Raw genomic sequence first — 25441 nt, forward strand, 5'->3', positions numbered from 1 at the left:
GGATTTTTATTTTCGTGTCATTAATTTTTGAAAAGCTGCAAATGGACAGAAATTTGTCAAAAACATATGAATAAATCGTGAAAAAACTAGTTTTCATTCTTAATAAATGGATTAATTTTATATAATGATGGTAGTAAAAATGAAGGAGAATTTGGGCATGAATATTACAACTATTATTGAATTAGAAAATCAGGAAGTTGAAGCTATTGCCGGTGCAAAATTAGTGTTCGCCCAAGAACAAATCGAAGAGAATATTATCGAAACCTGTGTTGAATGCTTCCAAATGGAAGGGTCCGAAGAAAAAATTTCTACTGACGAAGCAATGGAAATAGTATTTAAAGAGTTGCAGCAAAAAGGAGTTATTCCTAAAAAAGTAGAAGACTTTTCCTTTGAGATGCCATCCTGCGAAAGATTAAAAAGCAATCAAGTGACTGAGCTGCCGCAAAAGGTGATTATTTCATTTATGTCGTAAAGTGAAACTTCCATCAGTGGGGGGTATTTTCATCACCCACTGATGGTTAGTTGAACCAATCGGACCTAAACGGGCAGTTGTCCCCAGGATTTACTGACCGTTAAGGTGGGATAAAGAAGTTCTTCGGAGCTTCTTTCTTTTTAACTGCAGGTTCTGGGTGTGACTTAAGTCAACGCAGACAGTGCGGCAGTATTTTATAATAACCTTAAAGAAAATAATGGTTATTTTGGAGTTTTTGTTTGTAAACGCTTACAGTAAATGTGAAGGGAGTGAGTGTCCCAGTTGGATTCCAATAGAGTTGTCATTTTTACGGGTCACTTCGGCAGCGGCAAAACAGAACTAGCGATTAATCATGCTTTATCCGAACGGGTAAAGCACGATAAGGTAGCAATCAACGATTTGGACATCATCAATCCGTATTATCGGTCGCGTGATGCCGCCGCCATTTTTCAAGCACATGATGTGGAATTAATTGCCCCGCAAAGCCGGTTGGCGACATCTGACCTTCCGATTGTTTCTGGTGAAATTTATCGTGTGCTCCATGACCCGCGCTATCGCCTGATCATAGATGCAGGGGGTGACAAGGACGGTGCGACTGCACTTGGACAATATTATCATGAATGGAAGGATTTGTGTCCTAAAGTTTGGTTTGTCCTGAATGCTAATCGGCCATATGTCAGTACTCTCGAGGGGGCGTTACACACTGTGGCACAAATTGAAAAAGCCTCCCGCCTGAAAGTGACAGGTGTAATTAACAATTCAAATATCGGTTTGGAAACAACGGTGGATGATATTTTAAAAGGTTTGAAGTTAAGTAGGAGGCTGGCCGAAAACCTCAATGTCCCTTTTTTATATACAACCATTTCCAAACATTTAAAAAATCAAGCTAAGGATTTTGCCAAAGATTATGAAGTTGTCTTTATCGATCGGTTTATGAAACTACCTTGGGAAGGGTGAGTTCCGTGGAAAAACGGGTTGTTTTTAATGAAGATATTTGCAAATCGTGCGGACTTTGTGTCCAGGTTTGTCCAACGAATGTTATTTTTCTGGCAGACTATTTAAACGGAAAAGGCTACTGCCCGGCGAACGTGGTTGACCAGGAGCATTGCATCAGCTGTGCCAAGTGTGCCCAGGTATGTCCGGATAGTGTCATCTCTGTGTACCGGCCTGTGAAGGTTCTGCAAACTGTGTAAGGGAAGTGATTTTTATGGGGAAAGTGTTGATGAAAGGAAATGAAGTGATTGCTGAGGCGGCAGTTCATGCTGGCTGTAAATATTTCTTTGGCTATCCAATAACGCCGCAAAGCGAGCTTGTCGCCTACATGGCCAGAAGGCTCCCAGAGGTGGGCGGTTTATTCCTGCAGGCCGAAAGCGAAATTGCAGCCATCAATATGGTGTATGGGGCTGCAAGTGCTGGCTTCAGGGTCATGACATCTTCGTCGAGCCCGGGATTTAGTTTAAAGCAAGAGGGGATTTCTTATTTAGTAGGTTCAGAGCTTCCTGCAGTAGTCGTTAATATAGCACGTGGCGGTCCTGGATTAGGGAATATCCAACCCGCGCAATCAGATTATTTTCAGGTAACAAAGGGCGGCGGGCACGGAGATTACAATATCCCGGTGTTGGCACCGGCCAGCCTTCAGGAAATTGTTGATTTGACTCAGGAGGCTTTTGATATCGCTGACAAGTATCGGACACCTGTCATTCTGCTTGGCGACGGCATGCTTGGACAAATGATGGAGCCGGTTGAGTTTGGTGAGCGTTCCGTGGTCAGGGAGTACGAGAAGGACTGGGCGACAACTGGAACCCGCGGCGACGGCGGACCGAAGACGATTAGCTCTTTGGACCTTGACGCGGTATCGTTGGAGCGGCGCAACTGGAATTTGCAACGAAAGTTTGCGTTGATGAAGGAAAATGAAGTCCGCTATGAAACGTTTATGGTTGAAGATGCGGATTATATAATGGTTGCTTTTGGGACAGTGGCAAGGATTACGATGAATGCGGTGAACCGAGCGAGGGAAGCAGGTGTGAAGGTCGGCTTGATTCGGCCGATTTCGTTATGGCCATTCCCGGAAAGGCCATTTTTTGAAACACGCGACCAGGTGAAGGCCTATATTTCAATTGAAATGAGCGCAGGGCAGATGGTTGAGGATGTCAGGCTAGCGGTCAATGGTCATGCGCCGGTAGATTTCTTCGGTCGAACCGGAGGCGTCGTCCCAACCCAGGATGAAATTTTTGAAAAAATCATGACAGTTGCCGGAGGTGTTTCGGTATGACAATGAAGACCGTTTTTACAAAAACAACCGGGTTAACAGATAAGCCTACTCATTACTGTCCTGGGTGCACACATGGCGTGATTCACCGCTTGGTGGCCGAGGTTCTCGAGGAGATGGGCATTCTTGAAGACACGGTTGGCGTGGCCTCGGTAGGCTGTTCCGTGCTTTCCTATGAATATTTTAACTGTGATATGACGCAGGCGGCCCACGGACGGGCACCTGCTGTGGCAACCGGCGTGAAGAGGGTGCTGCCTGACCGCTTTGTGTTTACCTACCAGGGGGATGGCGATCTTGCCTCAATCGGCATCAGCGAGGTCATTCATGCCGCGGCCAGAGGGGAAAATATTACCGTTATTTTTGTAAATAATGCGATTTATGGCATGACCGGGGGGCAGATGGCGCCGACGACGCTGATTGGCCAGAAAACGGCGACGACCCCGTTTGGCCGCGATGCTAGAGTTCAAGGCTCGCCCATTAATGTTTGTGAAATGATTGCAACCCTCGATGGTGCGGCCTATATCGAGCGGGTTTCGACTCATGATGTCCCGCATATTGGGAAGGCCAAAAAGGCAATTCGCCGGGCATTTGAAACGCAGAAAAAAGGGTTGGGTTTTTCAATGATTGAGATCCTGTCGACTTGCCCGACCAACTGGGGGCTCGACCCTGCTGAATCATTAGAATGGGTAAAGGAGCAAATGGTTCCGGTTTATCCGCTTGGGGTTTATAAAAATAAGGCTGATGGCGGGAAATAAAGGAGGGATTATACGATGCTCGAGGAAATGATAATTGCCGGCTTTGGGGGTCAGGGTGTCATGTCAATGGGACAGCTGATTGCTTATGCTGGAATGATAGAGGGAAAAGGTGTCTCCTGGCTGCCGTCTTATGGACCGGAACAGCGAGGCGGGACCGCAAACTGCGCTGTAGTGGTAAGCGATGAGCCGGTGGGCTCACCGGTAGTGACCAAGCCAACAACAGCGATTGTCCTGAACAACCCTTCGTTTGATAAATTTGAACCGCTCGTCCGTCCCGGCGGGCTGTTGCTTGTGAATTCTTCCTTGGTAATGAAGGTTTCCGAGCGAACGGACATTAGGATTGTCGAGCTGCCGGCAACGGACTTAGCCAATGATCTGGGAAATTCCCGGGTGGCCAACATGATTTTGTTAGGGGCATTCCTTGAATTATCTAAGATTGTCACGGAGGCTGCGATTCTTGAATCATTGAAGAAAGTACTTGGGGAAGAAAAGTTACATTTAATCGAGGTCAATAAATTGGCACTGCAAAAGGGAACTGCTCTGGTGGGAGCGGGGGTAGCTTGAGATTTGATTTTTTGGGACCAGCCGGTTGGGTTATACGGCTGGTTTTTGGTTTTCATTTACATTGGTACTTCCATAGTGTCCGAAGGGTGAAGATAGACCAGAAGCGGAGGAAAACCGGATGTGGGTAACTATGAAGAGCTTATAGTGACTGGTAGTCGGAGAAAAAATAGTAGCGGGTAACTAAGAAGGGTTTATAGTGACTGAGAAGCGGTGGAAAAATTGGAAGTGGGTAACTAAGAAGGGTTTATAGAGACCGAGAAGCGGAGGAAAACCGGAAGTGGGTAACTATGAAGAGCTTATAGTGACCGGTAGTCGGAGAAAAAACAGTAGCGGGTAACTAAGAAGGGTTTATAGTGACTGAGAAGCGGAGGAAAACTGGAAGTGGGTAACTAAGAAGGGTTTATAGAGACCGAGAAGCGGAGGAAAACCGGAAGTGGGTAACTATGAAGAGCTTATAGTGACCGGTAATCGGAGAAAAAACAGTAGTGGGTAACTAAGAAGGGTTTATAGTGACCGGGAATCAGAGAAAAAACAGCAGCGGGTAACTAAGAAGAGTTTATAGTGACCCGAGAAACAGAGAAAAAACAGTAGCGGGTAACTAAGAAGGGTTTATAGTGACTGAAGAGGAGAAAAAATTCGTCTCCGGTCACTATGAAAGGCTCATAGTGACCATGGAGTGTTAATCTATAATTTCGGGGTGAATATAGGGTAACCTACAATAACTCAATTCTCATAATAACAATATTTCCCTTTACCTATCGCTTTAAAATGAGTTTTTAATATCCTTCTAATCATTTTTTTAGGAAAAATCCCCCCACACCACTCAAAGACCAAATTCGTTGTAATCTTCATCTCTGGGAAAAGCATCTTCAATTCCTGCACACCCCGCAACACAGCAGCATCCAGCGATTCCTTGGCCCCACACAACCTACACTCTAACTTATTGCCCTTTACATAAGTCGATTGCCCATAACAGGAAAAACAATTTATGATACCCTTTCGAAGTCCTTCGTAACTATACTGAGGATATGTAGAATAAGGCGAGTCACCCAAATCCAATGACACCAAAAGTTCTGCAAGCTTCTCATGGCCTTCGTTCAGCTTTGAGTACTCCGTATTTAACTTTTTCAAAAATTTATTCACTTGTGTCGGGAGTATGACAGAATGATTAGGAGGAGCATTGTATAAGGTAAACTCGGGGTTGATATATACCAAATAAGATTCAATAATAAAATTAAATCCAGATTGCTGAAGTATTTGGCGGAACAAAGTCTCGGCACGTTGTAATTGATTCAGTGGGTCTCGTATAAATGTATCCCCTTTTTTAATCCGCCCTTCAGCATCATAGTGGTAGTCGCCTTCATAATTTTTAACATCAGTAAGGTAAATCTTTTTCTGAAAAATCATCACTTTATCAATTTGAAATGCACTATCCCCAGACTTAAGCCACAAGCCATTTATAATCCAGCATTTATTATGCAGCAGTTCATCTGTCAATGAATCAAACTTGACCTCTCCAGCAAAGCCCTTTTCCAATCTCCACTTTTCATCTCCTAAAAGGCCCATCCGTGCATTCAACGACCTCGACATCATTAATTCTTTTGGCACTGACCGCGGTTTCTTAATCATAATCCACCATCCTAAAATATTATTAGCGTCGCATTGAACTGGAAACTGCTACAAAAAATTGCATAAATCGACACTTTTATTTTATAAAAATTTTCCGATTTCTCCGACAAAATGTATGAACTCTTTGTTAACATTTCAATACCTGTAGCGACCAAGGCTATATAATGCACAAATCGTGACATTTTAAAAGAAGTGACCTGGTTCACTTAATTGAAAATTATTATCAATTATAATAGAAATAGGAACCAAAAGGAGGCATAAACAATGGAAAAAAATTCTGTCAAAGCCTATATGGAATACAGCGAGGAGAAATTCACAAAGAGAATCATTTACAAAAAGGGCGAAACGACCGCATTCGTTTTAAACTTCTTGCCGGGACAGGCACTGCCGACACATAAACACCCGGGTACGGAAACATACTTGTATGTAATCACCGGTACTGGGACGATCGTCATCAACGGAAAGGATACGGAAGTTACCGAAGCAGACCTTATTCATGTTGACAGCGAAGAAGAAATGTCGTTCAAAAATAGCGGATCTGAGCCGGTCAGCTTATATGTAATCTTAAGCAAAATTCCAAACGAGAACTATGCAAAAAACATTTAATCTGACAAAAAGCCAGCCCATTCAGGCTGGCTTTTTTCAATGCTCAGCAGCATGTTTATTTTTTTTAGCCCAAAACCTCAGGCTGGCTTTTTACTATGCCCACTTGCATGTTTGTTTTTAAGTCCAAAAAACCACCAGTTCCAGTCTCCGAGCAGCTTCATTAATGAAGGGACCAACACCATCCGCACAATCGTGGCATCGATAAAAATAGCAATGGCAATGCCGACGCCCAATTGCTTAATTGGCATGACCCCGGTAAAAGCGAAGGCCCCTGTTACGACAATCATAATCGCTGCTGCCGAGGTAATGATTTTACTTGTGTAGGTTAATCCGGAAATGGTTGCTTCTGTGTTATTGCCTGTCTGCAAATAAAACTCCTGAATCCGCGAGATGAGAAACACTTCGTAATCCATCGACAGCCCAAACACCAAGGTAAATACAAACACTGGCAGAATCAATCCGATATTAACCGGTTCCATGCCCAAATGACCTTCCTGGAAAATCCACACGACGATCCCAAATGTGCAGCCAAGACTTAAGGCGTTCATCAAAATAGCCTTCAATGGAATTAGTATCGAACGAAATGCAGCCATCAGAATCACCAGTGTTGAAATCATAATTAACAGCAAACCATAGGGAGCCTTGTCAATGATTTCATCAAAAATTTCCTGCTCAAATTTAATCGAGCCGCCAAAGGAGGCATTCACACCCAAATCCTTCTCCGACCACTTCCTAACCCAGTCCCGTGCCTTGGCAGTGTGGCCGCCTGTTTTTAGATACACCTCAACAAGCATTTTGTCTTCTTGGACAAAGTGACCCAACAAAGGAGTAAGCTGGGCTTTATCGCCGAAGCTCAGCAGTTGCGCAAACTGGTCTAGATCTCTAACACCTAATGCCGAAAACACCGAGTCCACAGAGTAAACAAGCGAGTCCTTCTCGAGCCGTTCAATTACCCGATTTATTTTTTCAAGATTGGCTTTGTCCAACACATCTCCGTTTGTTTCCAGAATGATCGATACCTTTTTGTCATTGCGTTTTTCTTTTTCAAAAAAATGATCTTGAAACTTTTCCATGGCGACCCGGGAAGGATATTCAGAAGGAAGTGAATCTGTGCCCGGGATGGTTAACGTCATTTCCCGGACAGGCACCAGTCCCGCCAGCAAAATTGCCAACGCCAAAACTGCCATTAGCACTGGCCGCTTCATGACAAACCTAGCGAAAGCATGCCAAGCGCTGGTCCCTTTGTCTGATATCCGTACAACGCTAAACTTATTGATTCGTGGCCCCAAGAATGTTAGAAAAGCCGGAAGAAAGGTTAAGGCACAGAGGACAGAGACCAACACGACTGTCATCCCGCCGAGGGCGACATTTTGAAATATATCAATTTGGATAAACCATAGCCCAGATAACCCAATAAATACACAAAGTCCGGAAAAAATAATCGAGCGCCCTGCCGTGGCAACAGAAATCCCGATTGCCTCCTCAATCGATTTACTTCTCAGTTCTTCCTTATACCGATTGATAAACAGCAATGCGAAGTCGATACTCAGCGCTAGGCCAATCATCGGGACGATATTTAAGATGAAAATGGTTAAATCAGCACTATAGCTGAAGAAATAAACAACTCCCATTGTCGCTAAAATTGACACAACACCGATAATAAGCGGGAGCGAAGCAGCGACAAGACCACCGAAGGCAAGAATTAGTACCAACAGGGCAATCGGCAGCCCAATCATCTCAGCCTTGGCCAAATCCTTCTGGCTGGCGGTATTTAAATCTTTAACGATCACCGGTTCGCCAGTCATTGTCACCTTCAGGCCTTTATCATTTTCTAGCAACCCTCCCAAATCACTTATTTCATTCCCAAGGTTTTCTGACTTTTTATCAAAGGTCAGCAGTCCATAGGCATAATTTCCTTTGATCATCCCTTCACGGTCAAAGGGTGTGATAACCTGCTTGGCGTCATCAAAATTCTTAAGCCTTTTAAAAGTGCCGTCGATAAAATCAATAAATTTCTCATTACTGATAGACGTTTCTTTTTCAAAAACGAGGATAATCGACGATTTTGCTTGGCCGAATTTGTCCTCGAGGATTTTCCTTGTTTGATTATATTCTCCGTTGAATTCGAAACCGTTGCCGCTTAATACAGTGGGCAGTTTAATGGCGAAAAATCCAAACATGATAATGGCCAAAACCCAAACAATCAGTACCCATTTGTAGTACCTACTTATGTGTATTCCCAATTTTTCCATCCCATCGCCCCCCAATTCTGGAAACTTTTTATCCATGTTAAGTATACAGAAGAATGGAATCATAACTTTTGACTATTTTGTGTCCCTTTTAAAAACAAACTTTTATAAAGATTTCCCCTTATGGAGATTGATGATGCATTTTGAAATAATGTTCACCGTGTTTTTTACAAATGTTATAATAAAGGCAATTAAAAGAAATTCAGGTGATGGCATTGGATCAGGAAAAATTAAATAAGGTCATTGAAGCGGCCAAATTATACTATCTACTGGACTATAATCAGCATGAGATCGCCAATATACTAGGTGTATCCAGGCCAACTGTATCACGATTATTGCAGCAGGCAAAAAGCGAAGGGATTGTCCAAATTACTATTACGGACCCAACTGAAAATGTGGAAAACCTGGCAAGCGAGCTTGAGCATAAGTTCAACTTAAAAAAGGTGATTGTCGCCTCGATTCCGCAATATGAAAACCATATTATTAAAAATTATCTAGGGGAAAAGGCAGCGGGATTCCTCGATGAAATTGTCAAGGATGAAGATATTATCGGGGTGACTTGGGGGACTACGCTTTACCATGTTGCCATTGAGTTAAAGCAGAAATTTGTAAAAGACGTGAAGGTTGTGCAATTAAAAGGCGGAGTAAGCCATTCAGAGACGAATACTTATGCATCTGAAATACTGTATTTGTTTGGAAAGGCCTTTAATACTGCTCCTCACAATCTGCCACTCCCGGCCATTGTTGACCATGTGGTGGTGAAACAGGCAATGGAGGCCGACCGCCATATCAGAAGAATATTGGAGCTTGGGAAGCAGGCAAATATTGCTTTATTTACAATTGGCCCAGTGAAAACCGACTCGTTATTATTTCAATTGGGTTATTTTACAGAAAGTGACATCCAATCGCTCGAAGGGAAAGCAGTTGGCGATATTTGTTCCCGGTTTTTTGATAAAGAGGGAAGAATTTGCAATGAAAGCCTAAATGAAAGAACGCTGGGGGTGAACTTGAATGATTTAAAAAACAAGGAATTTTCCATTTTGGTGGCCGGCGGTCCAAATAAAATTGATGGGATATACGGGGCGCTAAAGGGCGGCTTTGCCAATGTATTGATCACCGACCACTTTACAGCGAAATTCCTGTTGAGTAAAAAGGAATAAAATAGGCATTTTTGTGTCCAGCACAAAATAAAAATTAACATATGTTCATTTCCTAATTTACAAATGTTCACATGCTTTGATATAGTTATTTTGGTTAAACTAACGGTAACCATAAAAAATGGGGGGTAATTAAACATGAGCCAAAATATTGCGAAAATGATCGACCATACATTGTTAAAAGCAGATGCAACAAAAGAGCAAATCATAAAACTAGCCGAGGAAGCAAAAGAGTATTCCTTCGCTTCTGTTTGTGTAAACCCGACATGGGTTAAGACAGCCGCAGAGTTACTTAAAGATTCGCCGGATGTCAAGGTTTGTACGGTTATCGGTTTCCCACTCGGGGCAACAACTTCCGAGACCAAAGCATTTGAAACAAAGAATGCTATTGAAAATGGCGCCACAGAAATTGATATGGTCATTAACGTTGGTGCTTTGAAGGATAAACAAGACGACCTTGTGGAACAGGACATCAAGGCTGTCGTAGATGCAGCAACAGGAAAGGCGATTGTAAAGGTAATCATTGAAACTTCACTGTTGACAGATGAAGAAAAGAAACGCGCATGTGAGCTTTCAGTAAAAGCAGGTGCAGATTTCGTTAAGACATCAACCGGCTTCTCAACTGGTGGGGCAACTGTGGAAGATATTCGTTTAATGCGTGATACAGTAGGGCCGGAAATTGGCGTAAAGGCATCTGGCGGAGTCAGAAGCCGTGAGGATGCGCTTGCGATGATTGAGGCCGGTGCAACTCGAATTGGAGCAAGCTCAGGTGTTGCAATCAGCAAAGGTGAAATTTCCAGCAGCAATTACTAAGTAATGGTGAGGGATTGACATGAAAGAGGTACTATTAGCTCTTGTAGCAGGTTTAGTTGTTGGAATGGTATTTAGGTTCTTAAAGCTTCCATTACCTGCGCCGCCGGTATTTTCAGCGGTGATGGGTGTATTTGGGGTTTACTTTGGAGGCGTACTACTTGACTGGATTATGAAGATGGTTCAACAATAACAAGCTGCAAAAAGAGGCTTTTCCGCAATATAAGTGGAAAGCCTCTTTTTTAGTTGCATCATAAGGTAAAAAACCCAGGGGCTTAAAAAGCTCCTGGGTTTTGATTAAAAGAATAAATTAAGTATGAAATAAGAAATTCCAGCAATTAGTGCAGTGATTGGCAGGGTAATGACCCAGGTAACAAGCATACGTTGTGCTGTGTCCCATTTTACGCCTTTAATACGGTGGGATGCCCCTACACCAAGGATACCCGAAGAAATAACATGGGTTGTACTGACAGGTACATGGATATAGCTTGCCCCAAATATAACGGCGGCGCCGGTTAAATCGGCTGCAACTCCATTAATTGGTCTGATTTTCATGATCTTTCCGCCAACAGTTTTAATGATTTTCCATCCGCCAACGGAAGTGCCGAGCCCCATTGCAGTAGCACAGGAGATTTGAACCCAAGTTTGAACATCATCTCCGCTTTGATATCCATTGGCAATTAGAGCCATCGTAATGATTCCCATCGCTTTTTGGGCATCATTTGTTCCGTGGGAAAATGATTGCAATGCCGCAGTAGCGACTTGTAGGTATCTAAAATTCCGATTTGTTTTTGTTAAGTTAAAGTTTTTGAACACTACCTTAAAGATACTATAGATAATGTATCCAACCACAAAAGCCAAGACTGGCGAAAGTAGAAGAGCTTCAAGAATTTTAATAAAACCGCTGTAGTTTAGCGCGTTTACTCCTTCTGCCGCGAGTGCAGCCCCGGCAATTGAGCCAATTAGAGCATGTGATGAACTGCTTGGTATACCGTAATACCATGTAAGCAAATTCCAAAAAATAGCAGCGATTAGTGCGGCGAGAATGACAACGGACCCATTTGAAAGTGTGAATGGGTCAACGATATCCTTTGAAATCGTTTTGGCAACCCCCGTAAATGTCATAGCGCCGACAAAGTTCATAATCGCGGCCAAAAGTATTGCTTGCCGAGGTTTTAGTGCCTTCGTCGATACGGAGGTGGCAATCGAGTTGGCAGTATCATGAAAACCATTGATAAAGTCAAATGATAGCGCAAATACAACAATTAATACTGTCAGGATAAGAATTAAATCCATTTGTTTACTCCTTACGCATTTTTCATGATGATGGTTTCAAGGGTGTTGGCTACAGTTTGGCAGCTATCGGCAATGTCTTCTAGGTTTTCATATATTTCCTTATATTGAATGATACGGATTGGATCTTTTTCTACATTAAATAGATTTTTTATCGATTGTCGAAGCACGTTATCACATTTTGATTCGTAATCTTTGATTTTGATAGCATGTTCCCTGATTTGCGGAAGTTTTTTATTCGATAGCAGTTCTATGGATTTATCGATTTCATGTACGCTATTTTGAATGGCGTTGACAAATTGCATCATAAATTCATCCGCTTGGGTAATCGAATACATTTCAAACAGTGCAGCTGTAGCTTCAAGGCCATCAAGCACATCATCCATTGTCATGGCAAGATGCAGGATGTCTTCACGTTCAATCGGGGTAATGAAGGCATCATTAAGCTCTTTAATCACCTCATGAACAAACGTATCACCCTTTGATTCGATCTCTTTCATTCTTTCTGAAAAAATTTTTAAATCGCTGACTTCCTTTAATTTGTATTCGGTAAAGAAATTGACGCCCTCTTTAAGGTTAGAGGAGATATTGTGTAACATTACCGAGAATTTGTCATGTTTTTTGAATGCCATAATGAATTAAAACCTCCAATATTATAGGTCAGAATTGGTGATGAACGAAAATAATTTTATATGATAGGTAGCGGAATGTAAAAAGTAATTTAACTAAATTTACAAAAACTTAACATTTGAATTTTCTAATTATTAACCATGACGATAATACTTTTTACTTTTGCCAACAATTCCAAGAATATGTATGTGGGTTTAACCATAGACAGGAGATTTCCTCATAAAAAGTCATGGCGGTGAGTAAAAAATTAAAAATTGGGTAAGGTATTTAGTACAGGCAGTGCTACTGTTTGTACAGGCTCAACAGCTTAGAAATTAAGTAAATCGGTGAATACTGAAAAGGAGTGTTCTAACGTGAGCTTTATTTGGGCATTAATTGTAGGCGGAGTTATTGGATGGTTAGCCGGCCTTATCGTAGGCAGGGATGTACCAGGCGGTATTATAGGAAATATCATTGCAGGATTTGTAGGAGCATGGCTCGGACAGGCAGTTTTAGGAGACTGGGGACCAGAAGTGGCAGACTTTGCGATCATACCTGCCATCATCGGTGCAGCAGTATTAGTCTTATTGTTAAGCTTCATTATGCGGGCCTTCCGAAAAGCAAGCTAAAAGGCAAAAGCCTCCCTTTAAAATTGGGGAGGCTTTTTTCAAATGGTCAACAAATCGATATTTTTAAAAATATCCGGTTCATCTTTAAACGGTGCATGACAAACAATTTTTTCTTCCGTAAAAGGATGAGTAAATTCAAGTTTGGCTGCATGCAATGCCTGCCTATGAACCACTGGTTTCCCTCCATATAGAGTGTCCCCCAGTAATGGATGGCCGATGTGACTAAAATGAACGCGAATTTGATGGGTTCTTCCCGTATCGAGCCAGCATTTTACATACGATAGCTTTTCCTGTTTATCTTCCATCACTACTGAGTAATGGGTGGTTGCTGCTTGTCCGGTTGGTGATACCCTTCTTCTTGTTGGATGATGGCGGTCGCGGCCAATTGCTGCTTGAATGGTACCGCGTTTTTGTTTTAATATGCCATCTACCAATGCCAAATAGGTGCGTTTTATTTTTCGCTCAACAAGTGCACGGTCGAGAATTGCGCCTGCCATGGCGTGCTTAGCAAATAGGATCGCTCCGGAAGTATCCCGGTCTAGGCGATGAATTTGCCGGATGTCGCGTATTTCGCCTTGCGACAGCAGATGAAAACAGGCGCCATTTACCAGGGTATTTGTTTCCTGTTTAGGATCATTTGGATGAGTGTTGATAAACGGCGGTTTATTGAGTACCAGCACATGGTCATCCTCAAAAAGAATTTCCAACTCCTGGAAATGTGGAGTAATATGCGTTTCTTCCGCCTCGAATAAACGAAGCTGAAGCTTTGCACCAGCAGCGAGCGGCGTTCCCCAATTGGCTGCTTCGCCATCAATCCGAACCTTTTTTTCCATTCGGTAAGTGTGAGTTAATTTTTTTGGGACCTCCCACAGATCCCGAAACAGACTTTCAATGGTTTTTCCTTGCCAATGATTGGGGACAATGACTTGAAACCATTCTCCCATGCGGCTTGTATGAAGCATGACTAGTCTCACCTGCTATCCACTAATTACCACCGAAAAGGTAGGATTAGATATGGTATTCTTATCATATATAATACGACAGAAAACAGCGATGGCAAAGGTGGGTTGGTAGTGAAGATTGTTTTTGCCTCGACTCCGGGTCAAGAAGAAGAAATTTGTGAGCTAGTGAGGTATATATATTCAAATATTTTTCCGCTTTATTTTTCTGATGATGATATCGATCAGTTCCAACAATTGGAAATATTGCATACTTCCGAACAGCAGCTGCAGGAATTTGGTACATTGAGGGATGCCTTTCAAGTGATGGCTAGTATCCAAACTTTGATCTCCATCCTTGAATCCCCGCTGCTTGATGATCAATATGAGGCGTTGTTTAATAAAAATGTGGCAACTCTTGAGGAGTTTGGCCTGGTATTTCCGTTTGCCTACGCACAATTTGTTGAAGCGAAAAATATGAAAAATACAATACTGAGTATGTATACAAAAGCGGACAATGAATTGCTGATCTAAGAAAAAGCCGTCTAGGCTTTTTCTTTTTTTATGGTTAAGGTATTATAGAAAGGGATTGTTGTATACATAGGAGAATGCAAAAATTGTCGGCTAATTGATGGCAATTTTTAAAGGAGTTACACCCTGGCGACAAGAAACAATATTATTGAAACTGCAACTCGAAGGAGGGGTCCTAAGGATGGACTGGAAAGCGACTGCGAAAAGTTGGCTGGAATTCAAAGATTTGGATTCTGAGCTGAAACAACAGTTGGAAGCACTTTGGCAGGATGAGAAACTGCTGGAAGAAGCTTTTTATAAGAATTTGGAGTTTGGCACCGGCGGAATGCGGGGCGAGATTGGTGTCGGCACTAATCGGATGAATCTTTACACTGTCCGTAAAGCTTCTGCCGGTTTAGCTGCATACATAGAGGGTCACGGCGATGAGGCAAAAGGGCGTGGTGTGGTCATTGCGTATGATTCCCGTCATAAATCACCGGAATTTGCTATGGAAGCGGCCAGAACACTGGCGACAAGAGGGATTCAAACCTATGTGTTTGATGAACTGCGGCCAACACCGGAACTATCGTTTGCATTGAGGCAATTAAATGCATTTTCTGGCATTGTCATTACAGCAAGCCATAATCCACCGGAATATAACGGCTATAAGGTTTACGGTCCTGATGGCGGGCAGCTTCCGCTGGCACCAGCTGATGAGGTCATTGCCAAGGTGAATGAAATTAACAATGAATTACTGATGAAGGTTGACAGTGAAGAGACGCTGCGTTCGACTGGTTTAATCAAAACGATCGGAGCAGAAATTGATCGGGTTTACATAGATAAACTTAAAACTATCTCCGAAAATCCGGAGCTTGCTAATGAAACAGAGATCAAAATTGTTTTTACTCCGTTACATGGCACTGCCAACAAGCCTGTTAGGGCCGCACTTGCAGCCTTGGGTTATCAAAATGTGACGGTTGTAAAAGAACAGGAGCTCCCGGATCCAGAATTTTCAACGGTTAAAAGCCCTAACCCGGAAGAGCACGCCGCTTTTGAATTGGCTATCCGTGAAGGGAAACGGGTTAGCGCCGATTTGTTAATCGGTACAGACCCGGATGCAGACCGCTTGGGGATTGCCGTTCGGAATCACGAGGGCGAGTACGTTGTCCTGACAGGTAACCAAACTGGTGCCCTATTGCTGGATTATTTATTATCCCAGAAAAAGCAAAAAGGCACGCTGCCCAAGAATGGAATTGTATTTAAGACGATTGTAACCTCGGAGATCGGCCGTAAAATTGCTTCTGCTTATGGGTTAGAGACAGAAGACGTCTTAACTGGTTTTAAATTCATTGCCGAGAAAATTAAACAATATGAAGAAACCGGTGAATACACCTTTTTATTTGGTTATGAGGAATCATATGGCTATCTGATCGGTGACTTTGCTCGTGATAAAGATGCCGTTCAGGCCGCTCTGCTTGCAACCGAGGTTTGTGCCTATTATAAAAAGAAAGGCATGTCTCTTTACGAAGGTTTGATGAGCGTTTTTGAAAAATACGGATATTATCAGGAAGGCCTGCGTTCATTGACCTTAAAAGGCAAAGAGGGCGCAGAATTGATTCAACGGATCTTAACGTCCTTCCGCAACGAACCTCTTACTGACCTTGGATCATTAAAAACGGCTGTAACTGAAGATTACTTAATTGGAAAAAGAATGACATCCACTGGTGAAGAAAAAATCGACCTGCCAAAATCCAATGTTCTTAAATATACCTTTGAGGATGGAACATGGGTCTGCTTACGCCCATCGGGTACAGAGCCAAAAGTTAAATTTTATTTTGGCGTAAACAGTTCAAGCCTTGCAGAAAGCAAAGCAAAATTGCTGCAAATTGAACAGGACTTTATGTCAGTTGTCGACCAAAAAATCAAACAGGCTCAATCCTAAAAGGAGAGTCCGATGTTAAGCCCCGAAAGGCATTGCCTTTCGGGGTCTTTGCTTTTAAGTTACGACTTTAGTCTTAGTAAAAGCGATACTTTTTTCTAAGGAGTTATGAGGCATTCTTGGTATAATGAGGAAAAAGGCCGCAAAATTTGGGGGATAAAGATAATGGGGGAGAACCATCTATCGGATTTGCAAATTTTAAAGGAAATTGCAGAACTTTTAAATCGAGGGACAGATCCGTATATCGTCCTTTCAGAGGTTTTAAAGAAGCTGCTGCATGTAACAGGATTACAAACGGGGTGGATTTTTTTAATTGATGATTCCGGGAGACTCGAACTGGCTGCTAAGGAAAATTTGCCGCCGGCCTTATCTCATAACAACTATACTCCCATGTGCAGCGGCGATTGCTGGTGTATCGACCGCTATAGCGATGGGCGATTGGATAAGGCTACCAATATCATTGAATGCAAACGCCTGGAAGATGCGATTGAACGGAAAATGGGTGATACAAGGGGATTAACCCACCATGCCACCGTACCGCTTAAAGCGGGCGATGAAAAATTTGGCATCCTAAATGTGGGTTCTCCTTTTAAAAAGCATTTTACTAACGGAGAATTGGCGCTATTGGAATCAGTGGCTTTACAAATCGGTACAGCACTAAAACGAATAAAATTAACCCAGAAAGACCAAGAAATCGCTTTAGCGGCAGAGCGGAATAGACTGGCCAGGGACCTGCATGATTCTGTCAATCAATTGCTGTTTTCCTTAAGTCTTACTGCTTCCGGCGGCAAAGAAATGATTGATAAAAGGGAAGTTAGAGAGACATTCAGTTATATTCAGGATTTGGCTCAGGAAGCGTTAAATGAAATGAGGGCGTTAATTTGGCAGCTGCGGCCAAGGGGATTAGAAAAAGGTATTGTCAGCGCGTTATGCAGTTATGGGGAAATGCTTGGTTTAACGGTGAATATCAAGTTAAATGGTGTCATCCATCTGCCATGCGCTATTGAAGAGGGGATCTGGCGGATTGGTCAGGAGGCATTGGCCAATTGCAAAAAACATTCGGGACAGTCTATAGTCGACCTATCCATTGAGGCCTCGGAAACGTATATTATGCTTATATTTAAAGATAAAGGCAGCGGTTTTATTTATGACGATACGAAAGAGCTGCCATCTCTCGGGCTAAAGAGCATGAAGAATCGGACAGAATCATTAGCAGGTTCTTTTAAACTAAAAAGTAACCCTGGCAAGGGGACAACGGTGCAAGTAAAAATACCGTTTTAGGAAGAGGAAAAACATGGGAATACGCATATTAATCGCCGATGACCATCACGTAGTCAGACGGGGTTTGGTATTTTTTCTGCGAACACAGGAAAACATCGAAATTATCGGGGAAGCAAAGAATGGGCAGGAAGCCGTCGAGATGGCTGGGAAACTAATGCCTGATTTGATTCTGATGGATTTGGCCATGCCCGTAATGGATGGGATTGAGGCCACGAGGAGAATTATTGAAACACAGCCTCATCAAAAAATAATGATACTTACCAGTTTTTCGGATCAAAACCATGTGATCCCGGCAATCGAGGCCGGAGCTTCTGGTTTCCAACTAAAAGATATCGAGCCGGAGGAACTGGTCAAGTCAATCAGACAGCTAATGCAAGGGGAGAATCAGCTGCATCCAAAAGCGGCCACCCATTTACTTTCCCGCTATACGCTAAAAAATGAAGAACAAAAGCCGCTAGATGAACTGACGAAACGGGAAGTTGAAGTATTAAAGGAAATAGCCAGCGGCAAAAGTAATAAAGAGATTGCGGCCACCTTATACATTACCGAAAAAACCGTAAAAACTCACGTTTCCAGCATTTTGGCTAAGCTTGAGGTTGCCGACCGTACCCAAGCGGCACTTTTCGCAGTGCGAAATGGGGTTGTAAAAAATTGAAATCAAGTTTAACACGGCTTTCCTAAGGTGAAAGCCGTGTTTTTTGGTGGAATTCTAAATTCTAATCTCCGGTTGTTAAAATGTTCCTCAACAAAAAGTGGTTTCCCCTTGTTTTTTCAGGAAAGACTATACATCGGTACCTCATTCGTGTCGTGTTCAACGGTTTCATTTGCATGGTCGATGTAACGCAGCAGGCTATATAGCTTCTTTTCAATGACAGAATAGTCACGTTCAAAATTGTAGGCATGCAGGAAATGTTCGATTTTCTTTGATAAAAATTGATCCGTAGTCCGAACCATTAATATCAGCAAATTATCCCATTCAGATCGGTGCGTATAGTATAACGCCCGGTCATAATCCATTTTATTCATTTGATCTGTCTCCTCCTTATTTAGGAGTTAAGCTTATTGTATGACATTTAAAAGAGAACACCCGCAGAAAATGTTGACACCCACTGTTCACAAGGTTTTCAACTTTTACCTGTATAAAAATAAGAAATGTGAGTGATTATGGCGAGAACATTATGTTTATTATTGATATTTATGGTGTTATGTGACGAAGTGCAGGCAAATATGGCAGTTGCAAATGGGCCGTATACCTACGAAGCATTTGAACAGGACCTCATGCAAATAAACACGAAATTTGGTAAAGATATTGAAGTGAAAAGCATCGGAACGACTCACTTTGGCCGAAATATTTGGGCACTGAAGCTTGGAAAAGCCGAAAAAAATATTGTGATGATAGGCGCTCACCATGGACGGGAATGGTTAACAAGTCTGCTGTTGATGAAGATGGTCGATGCGTATGGTGATTTGTACCGCAAAGATCCCAAAATAACTGCGCTTTTGGATAAAGTATCAATTTGGTTTGTCCCTATGCTCAATCCGGATGGTGTCATGATCCAGCAGAATCAGCTGGAAGGATTCCCGCCGATCGAACTTCAGCAATTGATCATCATGAACGATGGGGTAGAGAATTTTGAAAGTTGGAAGGCTAATGGTATCGGAATTGATTTAAACCGTCAGTATCCTGCGGGCTGGAACAAACTTAATCAAGGGCCGCAGGGACCTTATTACAAGTTATTTAAAGGAAAAAAGCCTTTTGAGGCAAGGGAAGTCATTGCGGTGAAAAAATTGATCGAAGACACCAAGCCATCGATTGCCGTTGCTTACCATACCGCAGGACAGGAAATTTACTGGAGTTATCAAAATGGACAATATCGCAATCGTGATCACTTATTGGCAAAAAAAATTGGTGCATTGACAGGCTATAAATTGGCAAAACCCCCTGAGGATGCGATTGGAGGGGGATTTACCGATTGGTTTATAACCCGCTATCGGCGTCCGGCGCTGACCATTGAGATTTGCCCCCTCGTTGGGGAAACAAATCCGCCAATATCCATGCTGCAATCTGAGTGGAAGCGAAACAGGCAGGTTGGACTAAAGCTGGCAAAGGAAGCAAGAAAACTTCCTCACTGATTTTCGATAGACTTCCCAATCAGGTATTGACATTTATTTCATCAATCCCCGATTCCCTTCATACATTGTGGTAAGAGGAAAAGGGGGAGTGGCTGATGAATGAGGCAGATAGGAAAGCACTGGAATATGCCATTGGTGAAATAACCGAAATTGCAACCGGCTTTGGTTTGGACTTTTATCCGATGCGATATGAAGTTTGCCCAGCTGAAATTATTTATACGTTTGGAGCTTATGGAATGCCAACCCGATTTTCGCACTGGAGTTTCGGGAAGCAATTCCATAAAATGAAACTGCACTATGATTTGGGATTAAGCAAGATTTATGAGCTGGTTATTAATTCTGATCCATGCTATGCATTTTTACTGGATTCCAATTCCTTAATCCAAAACAAGCTCATCGTTGCCCATGTATTAGCTCATTGTGATTTCTTTAAGAATAATGTCCGGTTCCAAAATACGAAACGTGATATGGTCGAAAGTATGGCCGCAACCGCGGAACGGATTCATCAATATGAAATTCAATATGGAAAAAGAGAAGTCGAGAAATTCCTTGATGCCGTGCTGTCGATTGATGAACATATTGACCCGTCGTTAATGCGGCCAAAGCTCGCCTGGTCAATCGAGGACGAGGATGAAGAAGACGATATCAGTCCTACAGCGTCTCCATATGATGATCTATGGAAACTTGATGATAAGGGGAAGACTGAGGAAAAACCAAAGCGCAAAAAGAAATTTCCGCCAAGGCCGGAGAAGGATTTGTTGCTGTTCATTGAATCCTACAGCCGCGAGCTGGAGGATTGGCAGCGTGATATTTTAACGATGATGCGGGAAGAAATGCTGTATTTCTGGCCGCAGCTTGAAACCAAAATCATGAACGAAGGCTGGGCATCGTATTGGCATCAGAGGATCCTCCGGGAAATGAACTTGACCAGCGGTGAGGCGATTGAATTTGCCAAATTAAATGCCGGTGTCGTCCAGCCATCAAAAACCGGAATCAATCCTTATTATCTGGGCTTAAAAATACTTGAGGACATTGAAGAAAGATATGATAACCCGACAGATGAGATGAAGCGTAGAGGCGTAAAGCCAGGGTCCGGCCGAGAGAAGATGTTCGAGGTTCGCGAAATTGAATCGGATATTTCCTTCTTGAGAAATTATCTAACAAAAGATTTGGTCATGAGGGAAGATATGTACCTGTTCCAAAAGCAGGGACGGGACTATAAAATTGTCGATAAGCAATGGGAGCATGTGCGTGACCAGTTGGTCAATATGCGAGTTAACGGTGGGTTCCCATACATTACGGTCAATGACGGCGATTATATGAAAAACGGCGAGCTATACTTAAAGCACTGGTTTGAAGGGGTGGAGCTCGATGTTAAGTATTTGGAAAAGGTACTCCCATACATTCATCAGCTTTGGGGCCGGCCGGTTCATATGGAAACCACGATTGAAGATCGGGCGATGTTGTTCTCGTATGATGGGAAAGGCGTCCACCGAAAATATTTATAAAGTCTGTAAAAGGAACTCCCCCACCCTTTTTGTGGAGGAGTTCCTTTTATCGTTTAGATAGCTGAAAGTTCTTTTTCAAGCGCCTTTTCTACAGGAACGTATTTGTAGCCGAGGTCTTTTGCCACTGCTTCATACGTAATTTCTCCGTTTGCCACGTTCACACCAAGCTTTAAAGCAGGATTCCCGATGATTGCTTTAAAGACACCATTACTCGCAATCTGTAATCCGTAAGGAACCGTCACATTCGTTAACGCAATCGTTGAGGTTCTTGGTACCGCCCCTGGCATATTGGCAACAGAGTAATGGATGACTCCATGTTTTTCAAACGTTGGGTTATCGTGTGTGGTCACATGATCGATCGTTTCTACAATTCCGCCCTGGTCAATTGCTACATCCACAATCACCGCGCCAGGCTTCATTGTTTTGACCATTTCCTCTGTAACAAGTTTAGGAGCTTTTGCCCCAGGAATAAGGACGGCGCCGATTAATAGGTCTGCCTCAGCAACAGCCTCGGCGATATTATAAGGATTGGACATTAATGTTTTAATTTGATTTCCAAAAATATCATCTAATTGGCGCAGACGGTCAGCACTTAGATCGATGATCGTGACATCAGCACCCAGGCCAATCGCCATTTTTGCCGCATTTGTTCCGACAATGCCGCCGCCAATAATTGTCACCTTGCCACGATTTACTCCTGGGACTCCGGCAAGAAGGATTCCTTGGCCGCCATTATTTTTTTGCAAGAAGGAAGCACCGATTTGCGCTGCCATACGGCCGGCCACTTCGCTCATTGGTGTCAGAAGAGGAAGTGTCCTGTTTACAGAAACCGTTTCATAGGCAATGGCAATAACGCCTTTATCTTTAAGTGCTTGTGCCAGCTCAGGTTCGGCAGCAAGGTGTAAATAAGTGAATAACACCAATCCTTGGCGGAAGTATTGATATTCGCTAGGGAGCGGTTCTTTTACCTTCATAATCATATCTGCTTTGGTCCAGACGTTTTCGGCAGTTTCGAGAATTTCAGCACCAGCTTTCTCGTAAGTTTCATTGTTGAAACCGCTTCCAATTCCAGCGTCCTTTTCGATAAAAACATGATGCCCGGCTGTAACGAATGAACTGACACCAGCAGGGGTAAGCGCTACCCGGTTTTCGTTGTTCTTAATTTCTTTAGGTACACCAATATACATCTCCCAATTCCTCCTACTGTTTAACTATAAGAAATCCCTTTGTTTAAAGTATAAATTGTTTAGCAGGGAAATTCTTTGTTGCTATCGGAGAAAGATAGAGGAATTTTTTGGGGATTTTCACAAAAAGTTTATATCCCCTTGTACTTTTCCAGTTTTAAATCGAGAAAAAGCATCATTTTCTGATTTGGATCCTTGAAGTTAACCTCCCCAATTTCGGAAATTCGTTTTAATCGGTAATTTAACGTGTTTGCATGGACATTTAATGCTTTTGCCGCATCATTTATATTATTGTCGCAGTTTAGAAAGACCTCTAATGTTTCAACGAGGTTGCTATTATGCTTTTGGTCATATTGATGAAGTCTTCTTAAAGAATAATTTTCGTAACCTTCCGTTTTTCTCTTTTCTAAAAGAAGGTCAAAAAGTTGATAGATACCCAGTTTGTGATAGTTATAGATATTTTTTGTTTCGTGTGGAAACTTAGCTTTTATCGATAAGACAGCCAGCGTTTCTTCATACGCATTCGTGATTTTTTGATAGTCATGATAGATACCGCTATACACTGGAATGATATTATAAATCCCGTAGCGGTCTGCCATTTTTCCTGTGAACAATAGTGAAAACTGTTCTAATTCCCAAAACACATTATCGAAGTTGTCTGTGGATACCAGCAAAATTAACTGATTACAGTCAATTGTATAAAGGATAATTTTTAACCGCTGGTTTGTTTTTAATAGGTACGAGATGGATTGTTCATCCTGACTCGTGATGTTCACCTGAAACTGAAAGACAAGAACGGCGAAAGAGGAGGGCGGAGTGATTTGCAAGCTATAGAAGTGCTCACTGATTTCCGCTGGATTATTCAAGTGACCGGTTAACAATTTCCAAAAGAATTCTTGAAATCGCTCTTCTTTTTTATTCTTTCTTGTCTGCAGCTGAAGCAGTTTATTTTTTACAGCGTCTGCCGCTTTTTTTAACAGCGTAAAATCCTCATCTGTTAACGTTCGATCGATTTCCAATGCCCAGATAAAGCCTAGAATTTCATCATGTTTCCAAATGGAGATGGCCACTCGATGGCTGAGCCCGATTTCATCCATGTTTTTTACCCGTATTGGCTCTTTCGTTTTTAGCAGGGCTGGAATCGTGCCTTCCTTCCAAAGCTGATTTATCACCTTTTCAGGTACCCTGCGCCCAATAATCGTGGAGACTCTGGCAGGGTCAGTTCGTTCATCATGCGTGCTATAGGCAAGAAGCCGGTGATTGGCATCCTCAATGGTAACCGGGCATTGTAACACCTGGCTAATCAAGTCGGCGAATTCATCTAAACTATCAAATGATGTCTTAAATGGATCATATCTAGTATTCAAAGAGATTTGCCCCCATAAGTTTATAGAAAAATCTTTGTTAACGCTTGCATCCTCTTGTTTAATTTTACAAAAAATACAGAAGAAGTTCATGTATTTCTACAAAATTACCTGACAAAAATTTCAGATTGAATAGTTGAATTCTTCACATACTAATTGTAAAGCTGAAAGGGGATAATCAAGATGAAGAAACTGGTGGTGTGTTTTTTTGCTGTAGTGCTGTCAATGACAGTGACGTCAGAACTTGCCTTTGCCGTAACCGGGACAAGCACCAAGGACCAATTGCTTGAGCAAAATACGATGTCCGTTCTTTGGTTTCAAAAATCTGGAGAGGCGAAAGCCCTCTATTATCAAGGCTATAATATGGGGAAACTGCGGTTGGATGAAATCCTAAAGAAAAATCAAAAGAGAAAAGGCAAAAACCCTGCCATTGTGCTGGATATAGACGAGACAGTGCTGGATAACAGTCCTTATCATGCCTGGATGGTCCAAACAGGCAAAGGGAATCTGTTGGACTGGAGCAAGTGGTTCAACCGTGCAAAGGCGAAACCGTTGCCTGGGGCCCTCGATTTCCTTAAGTATGCCGATTCCAAAGGGATAGCAATCTTCTATATATCTAATCGAAAGGAAGCACATAAGGAAGCAACCATAAAAAATTTACAGCAGGTCGGTGCACCGCAAGCGGACGCGGAACATGTTCTTTTACAGCAAGATGGAGAGTTAGGGAAGGAATCCCGCCGCCAGCATGTAGCAAAGACCCATGAGATTGTTTTGCTCTTCGGGGACAACTTAAACGATTTTAAAGAATTTGACCAACTGTCAGCCTCTAAACGAATAAACAGGGTGGAGCAGGACCGGAACGATTATGGCAATAAACTGATTGTGTTTCCGAACCCGATGTATGGGGATTGGGAAGCGGCGATTTATCAATATGACTTTAGCAAATCTCCAGAAGAAATTAGCAAAGTTAGAAAGGCCAGCCTTCAGGGTTTAGAGCCTTAAATCAAGAAACGCTGCAGCCAACTGACTGCAGCGTTTGATATTTTATTGAATAATAATTGTTGCTTAGCTTCTTACATTGTTAAGAATATTGATGGCAAAGATGATCACACCCAAGACCATTAAGGTACCTCCAGCCGCAACTGCAGGACCAGCGGAGCCGACACCTGAAATCAAAAGAGCCAGCCCAATCATCATGATAGGCAATGCGATATTATGAATCCAAAAATGAACTTTTGCCAATGTTGTGTCAGCTGCACCTGGAAACGCTACATAAATAAGACCGGCTAGTGTCATAGCCGTCCAGCCTAGTAAGTTGATATGGACATGAACTGGAGTGAAGTTGAAGTTTTCCGTCATCGACATGTACATCCCAATGCAAACCCCAATAACAAAGTAGCACACGGAAATCTTGATAAACTTTACACCCAATTTAACTCCCCCTATAAAAATAATGACTACAGTAGTAAATATGTAGGATATTTTTGAAGTAGAACAGTCATTTTGTCGGACGAGAAATAATTTTATTAGGGGAAAAAGGTC

The 25441-nt window shown here is 42.5% G+C and carries 27 protein-coding genes; 18 read left to right on the top strand and 9 right to left on the bottom strand.

The window, feature by feature from the left end; genetic code table 11:
- The first annotated feature begins 157 nt into the window (after positions 1–157).
- The 6 genes from AR334_RS20270 to AR334_RS20295 all read left to right on the top strand — a co-directional run bounded on the left by AR334_RS20270 (position 158) and on the right by AR334_RS20295 (position 4060).
- Complete coding sequence (locus tag AR334_RS20270) at positions 158–472, top strand: hypothetical protein (protein WP_066316525.1); 315 nt, start codon at positions 158–160, stop codon at positions 470–472.
- Between the two features lie 282 nt (positions 473–754).
- Complete coding sequence (locus AR334_RS20275) at positions 755–1429, top strand: hypothetical protein (RefSeq protein ID WP_066316527.1); 675 nt, start codon at positions 755–757, stop codon at positions 1427–1429.
- 5 nt (positions 1430–1434) lie between these two features.
- Complete coding sequence (locus AR334_RS20280; RefSeq protein ID WP_216638036.1) at positions 1435–1665, top strand: 4Fe-4S binding protein; 231 nt, start codon at positions 1435–1437, stop codon at positions 1663–1665.
- 14 nt (positions 1666–1679) lie between these two features.
- The gene (locus AR334_RS20285) at positions 1680–2744 is read left to right on the top strand and encodes a 3-methyl-2-oxobutanoate dehydrogenase subunit VorB (protein WP_066316537.1); all 1065 of its coding nucleotides are present in this window, start codon (positions 1680–1682) and stop codon (positions 2742–2744) included.
- On the top strand, positions 2741–3496 hold the full coding sequence (locus AR334_RS20290) for a thiamine pyrophosphate-dependent enzyme (RefSeq protein ID WP_066316540.1): 756 nt from the start codon (positions 2741–2743) through the stop codon (positions 3494–3496). Before AR334_RS20285 ends, AR334_RS20290 begins: the two co-directional genes overlap by 4 nt.
- Positions 3497–3511: 15 nt before the next feature.
- Complete coding sequence (locus tag AR334_RS20295; RefSeq protein WP_066316545.1) at positions 3512–4060, top strand: 2-oxoacid:acceptor oxidoreductase family protein; 549 nt, start codon at positions 3512–3514, stop codon at positions 4058–4060.
- Positions 4061–4783: 723 nt separating this feature from the next.
- Here the strand turns inward: AR334_RS20295 and AR334_RS20300 are convergent.
- Complete coding sequence (locus AR334_RS20300) at positions 4784–5638, bottom strand: nuclease-related domain-containing protein (protein ID WP_172799266.1); 855 nt, start codon at positions 5636–5638, stop codon at positions 4784–4786.
- Positions 5639–5953: 315 nt separating this feature from the next.
- Between AR334_RS20300 and AR334_RS20305 the strand changes: the two genes are divergently transcribed.
- Entirely contained in the window at positions 5954–6295 is a 342-nt protein-coding gene (locus tag AR334_RS20305; RefSeq protein ID WP_066316561.1) for a cupin domain-containing protein, read from the top strand.
- Positions 6296–6372: 77 nt separating this feature from the next.
- On the opposite strand, the gene AR334_RS20310 is transcribed toward AR334_RS20305, so the two are convergent.
- Positions 6373–8547: an MMPL family transporter gene (locus AR334_RS20310; RefSeq protein ID WP_066316562.1), complete on the bottom strand. Its 2175-nt coding sequence runs from the start codon at positions 8545–8547 to the stop codon at positions 6373–6375.
- A gap of 212 nt (positions 8548–8759) precedes the next feature.
- Here AR334_RS20310 and AR334_RS20315 point away from each other — a divergent pair, with 212 nt between their 5' ends.
- The 3 genes from AR334_RS20315 (at position 8760) to AR334_RS20325 (ending at position 10704) form a co-directional block, all read left to right on the top strand.
- On the top strand, positions 8760–9704 hold the full coding sequence (locus AR334_RS20315; RefSeq protein WP_172799267.1) for a sugar-binding transcriptional regulator: 945 nt from the start codon (positions 8760–8762) through the stop codon (positions 9702–9704).
- Between the two features lie 135 nt (positions 9705–9839).
- A complete protein-coding gene (gene deoC / locus AR334_RS20320; RefSeq protein ID WP_066316567.1) occupies positions 9840–10514 on the top strand; it encodes a deoxyribose-phosphate aldolase in 675 nt (224 codons plus the stop codon).
- 19 nt (positions 10515–10533) lie between these two features.
- Positions 10534–10704 carry a XapX domain-containing protein gene (locus AR334_RS20325; RefSeq protein WP_066316569.1) on the top strand — a complete coding sequence of 57 codons (171 nt, stop codon included), beginning with the start codon at positions 10534–10536 and terminating at the stop codon, positions 10702–10704.
- A 104-nt stretch (positions 10705–10808) separates the two neighbouring features.
- Here AR334_RS20325 and AR334_RS20330 read toward each other — a convergent pair whose 3' ends face one another.
- Entirely contained in the window at positions 10809–11807 is a 999-nt protein-coding gene (locus AR334_RS20330; protein WP_066316571.1) for an inorganic phosphate transporter, read from the bottom strand.
- An 11-nt stretch (positions 11808–11818) separates the two neighbouring features.
- Positions 11819–12436: a DUF47 domain-containing protein gene (locus AR334_RS20335; RefSeq protein WP_066316577.1), complete on the bottom strand. Its 618-nt coding sequence runs from the start codon at positions 12434–12436 to the stop codon at positions 11819–11821.
- A gap of 351 nt (positions 12437–12787) precedes the next feature.
- Here AR334_RS20335 and AR334_RS20340 point away from each other — a divergent pair, with 351 nt between their 5' ends.
- Positions 12788–13042, top strand: a complete 255-nt coding sequence (locus AR334_RS20340; protein ID WP_066316579.1) for a GlsB/YeaQ/YmgE family stress response membrane protein — start codon at positions 12788–12790, stop codon at positions 13040–13042.
- Positions 13043–13080: 38 nt separating this feature from the next.
- Here AR334_RS20340 and AR334_RS20345 read toward each other — a convergent pair whose 3' ends face one another.
- Positions 13081–14004 (bottom strand): RluA family pseudouridine synthase, encoded by a 924-nt coding sequence (locus AR334_RS20345; protein ID WP_066316581.1) that lies wholly within the window; start codon positions 14002–14004, stop codon positions 13081–13083.
- A 111-nt stretch (positions 14005–14115) separates the two neighbouring features.
- Between AR334_RS20345 and AR334_RS20350 the strand changes: the two genes are divergently transcribed.
- The 4 genes from AR334_RS20350 to AR334_RS20365 all read left to right on the top strand — a co-directional run bounded on the left by AR334_RS20350 (position 14116) and on the right by AR334_RS20365 (position 18365).
- Positions 14116–14514, top strand: coding sequence for a YhcU family protein (locus AR334_RS20350; protein WP_066316586.1), 399 nt, complete (start codon positions 14116–14118; stop codon positions 14512–14514).
- 178 nt (positions 14515–14692) lie between these two features.
- Entirely contained in the window at positions 14693–16432 is a 1740-nt protein-coding gene (locus AR334_RS20355) for a phospho-sugar mutase (RefSeq protein WP_066316591.1), read from the top strand.
- Positions 16433–16594: 162 nt separating this feature from the next.
- Positions 16595–17710, top strand: coding sequence for a GAF domain-containing sensor histidine kinase (locus AR334_RS20360; RefSeq protein ID WP_066316594.1), 1116 nt, complete (start codon positions 16595–16597; stop codon positions 17708–17710).
- 13 nt (positions 17711–17723) lie between these two features.
- A complete protein-coding gene (locus tag AR334_RS20365; RefSeq protein WP_066316597.1) occupies positions 17724–18365 on the top strand; it encodes a response regulator transcription factor in 642 nt (213 codons plus the stop codon).
- A gap of 116 nt (positions 18366–18481) precedes the next feature.
- On the opposite strand, the gene AR334_RS20370 is transcribed toward AR334_RS20365, so the two are convergent.
- Positions 18482–18736: a YhdB family protein gene (locus AR334_RS20370; protein ID WP_066316600.1), complete on the bottom strand. Its 255-nt coding sequence runs from the start codon at positions 18734–18736 to the stop codon at positions 18482–18484.
- Positions 18737–18874: 138 nt separating this feature from the next.
- Between AR334_RS20370 and AR334_RS20375 the strand changes: the two genes are divergently transcribed.
- On the top strand, positions 18875–19843 hold the full coding sequence (locus AR334_RS20375; RefSeq protein WP_066316603.1) for a M14 family zinc carboxypeptidase: 969 nt from the start codon (positions 18875–18877) through the stop codon (positions 19841–19843).
- Positions 19844–19938: 95 nt separating this feature from the next.
- Positions 19939–21351: a SpoVR family protein gene (locus tag AR334_RS20380; protein WP_066316605.1), complete on the top strand. Its 1413-nt coding sequence runs from the start codon at positions 19939–19941 to the stop codon at positions 21349–21351.
- A 53-nt stretch (positions 21352–21404) separates the two neighbouring features.
- On the opposite strand, the gene ald is transcribed toward AR334_RS20380, so the two are convergent.
- Both ald and AR334_RS20390 read right to left on the bottom strand, forming a co-directional pair.
- Complete coding sequence (gene ald, locus AR334_RS20385; protein WP_066316606.1) at positions 21405–22538, bottom strand: alanine dehydrogenase; 1134 nt, start codon at positions 22536–22538, stop codon at positions 21405–21407.
- A gap of 128 nt (positions 22539–22666) precedes the next feature.
- Positions 22667–23902 (bottom strand): CdaR family transcriptional regulator, encoded by a 1236-nt coding sequence (locus AR334_RS20390; RefSeq protein WP_066316608.1) that lies wholly within the window; start codon positions 23900–23902, stop codon positions 22667–22669.
- 180 nt (positions 23903–24082) lie between these two features.
- Here AR334_RS20390 and AR334_RS20395 point away from each other — a divergent pair, with 180 nt between their 5' ends.
- Positions 24083–24901 carry a 5'-nucleotidase, lipoprotein e(P4) family gene (locus tag AR334_RS20395; protein ID WP_156431348.1) on the top strand — a complete coding sequence of 273 codons (819 nt, stop codon included), beginning with the start codon at positions 24083–24085 and terminating at the stop codon, positions 24899–24901.
- A 63-nt stretch (positions 24902–24964) separates the two neighbouring features.
- Here the strand turns inward: AR334_RS20395 and AR334_RS20400 are convergent, their stop codons facing one another.
- Entirely contained in the window at positions 24965–25330 is a 366-nt protein-coding gene (locus AR334_RS20400; protein WP_066316614.1) for a cytochrome-c oxidase, read from the bottom strand.
- Positions 25331–25441 lie beyond the last annotated feature (111 nt).

This window comes from Bacillus sp. FJAT-29814 (genome assembly GCF_001510715.1).
GTDB lineage: Bacteria > Bacillota > Bacilli > Bacillales > Cytobacillaceae > Neobacillus.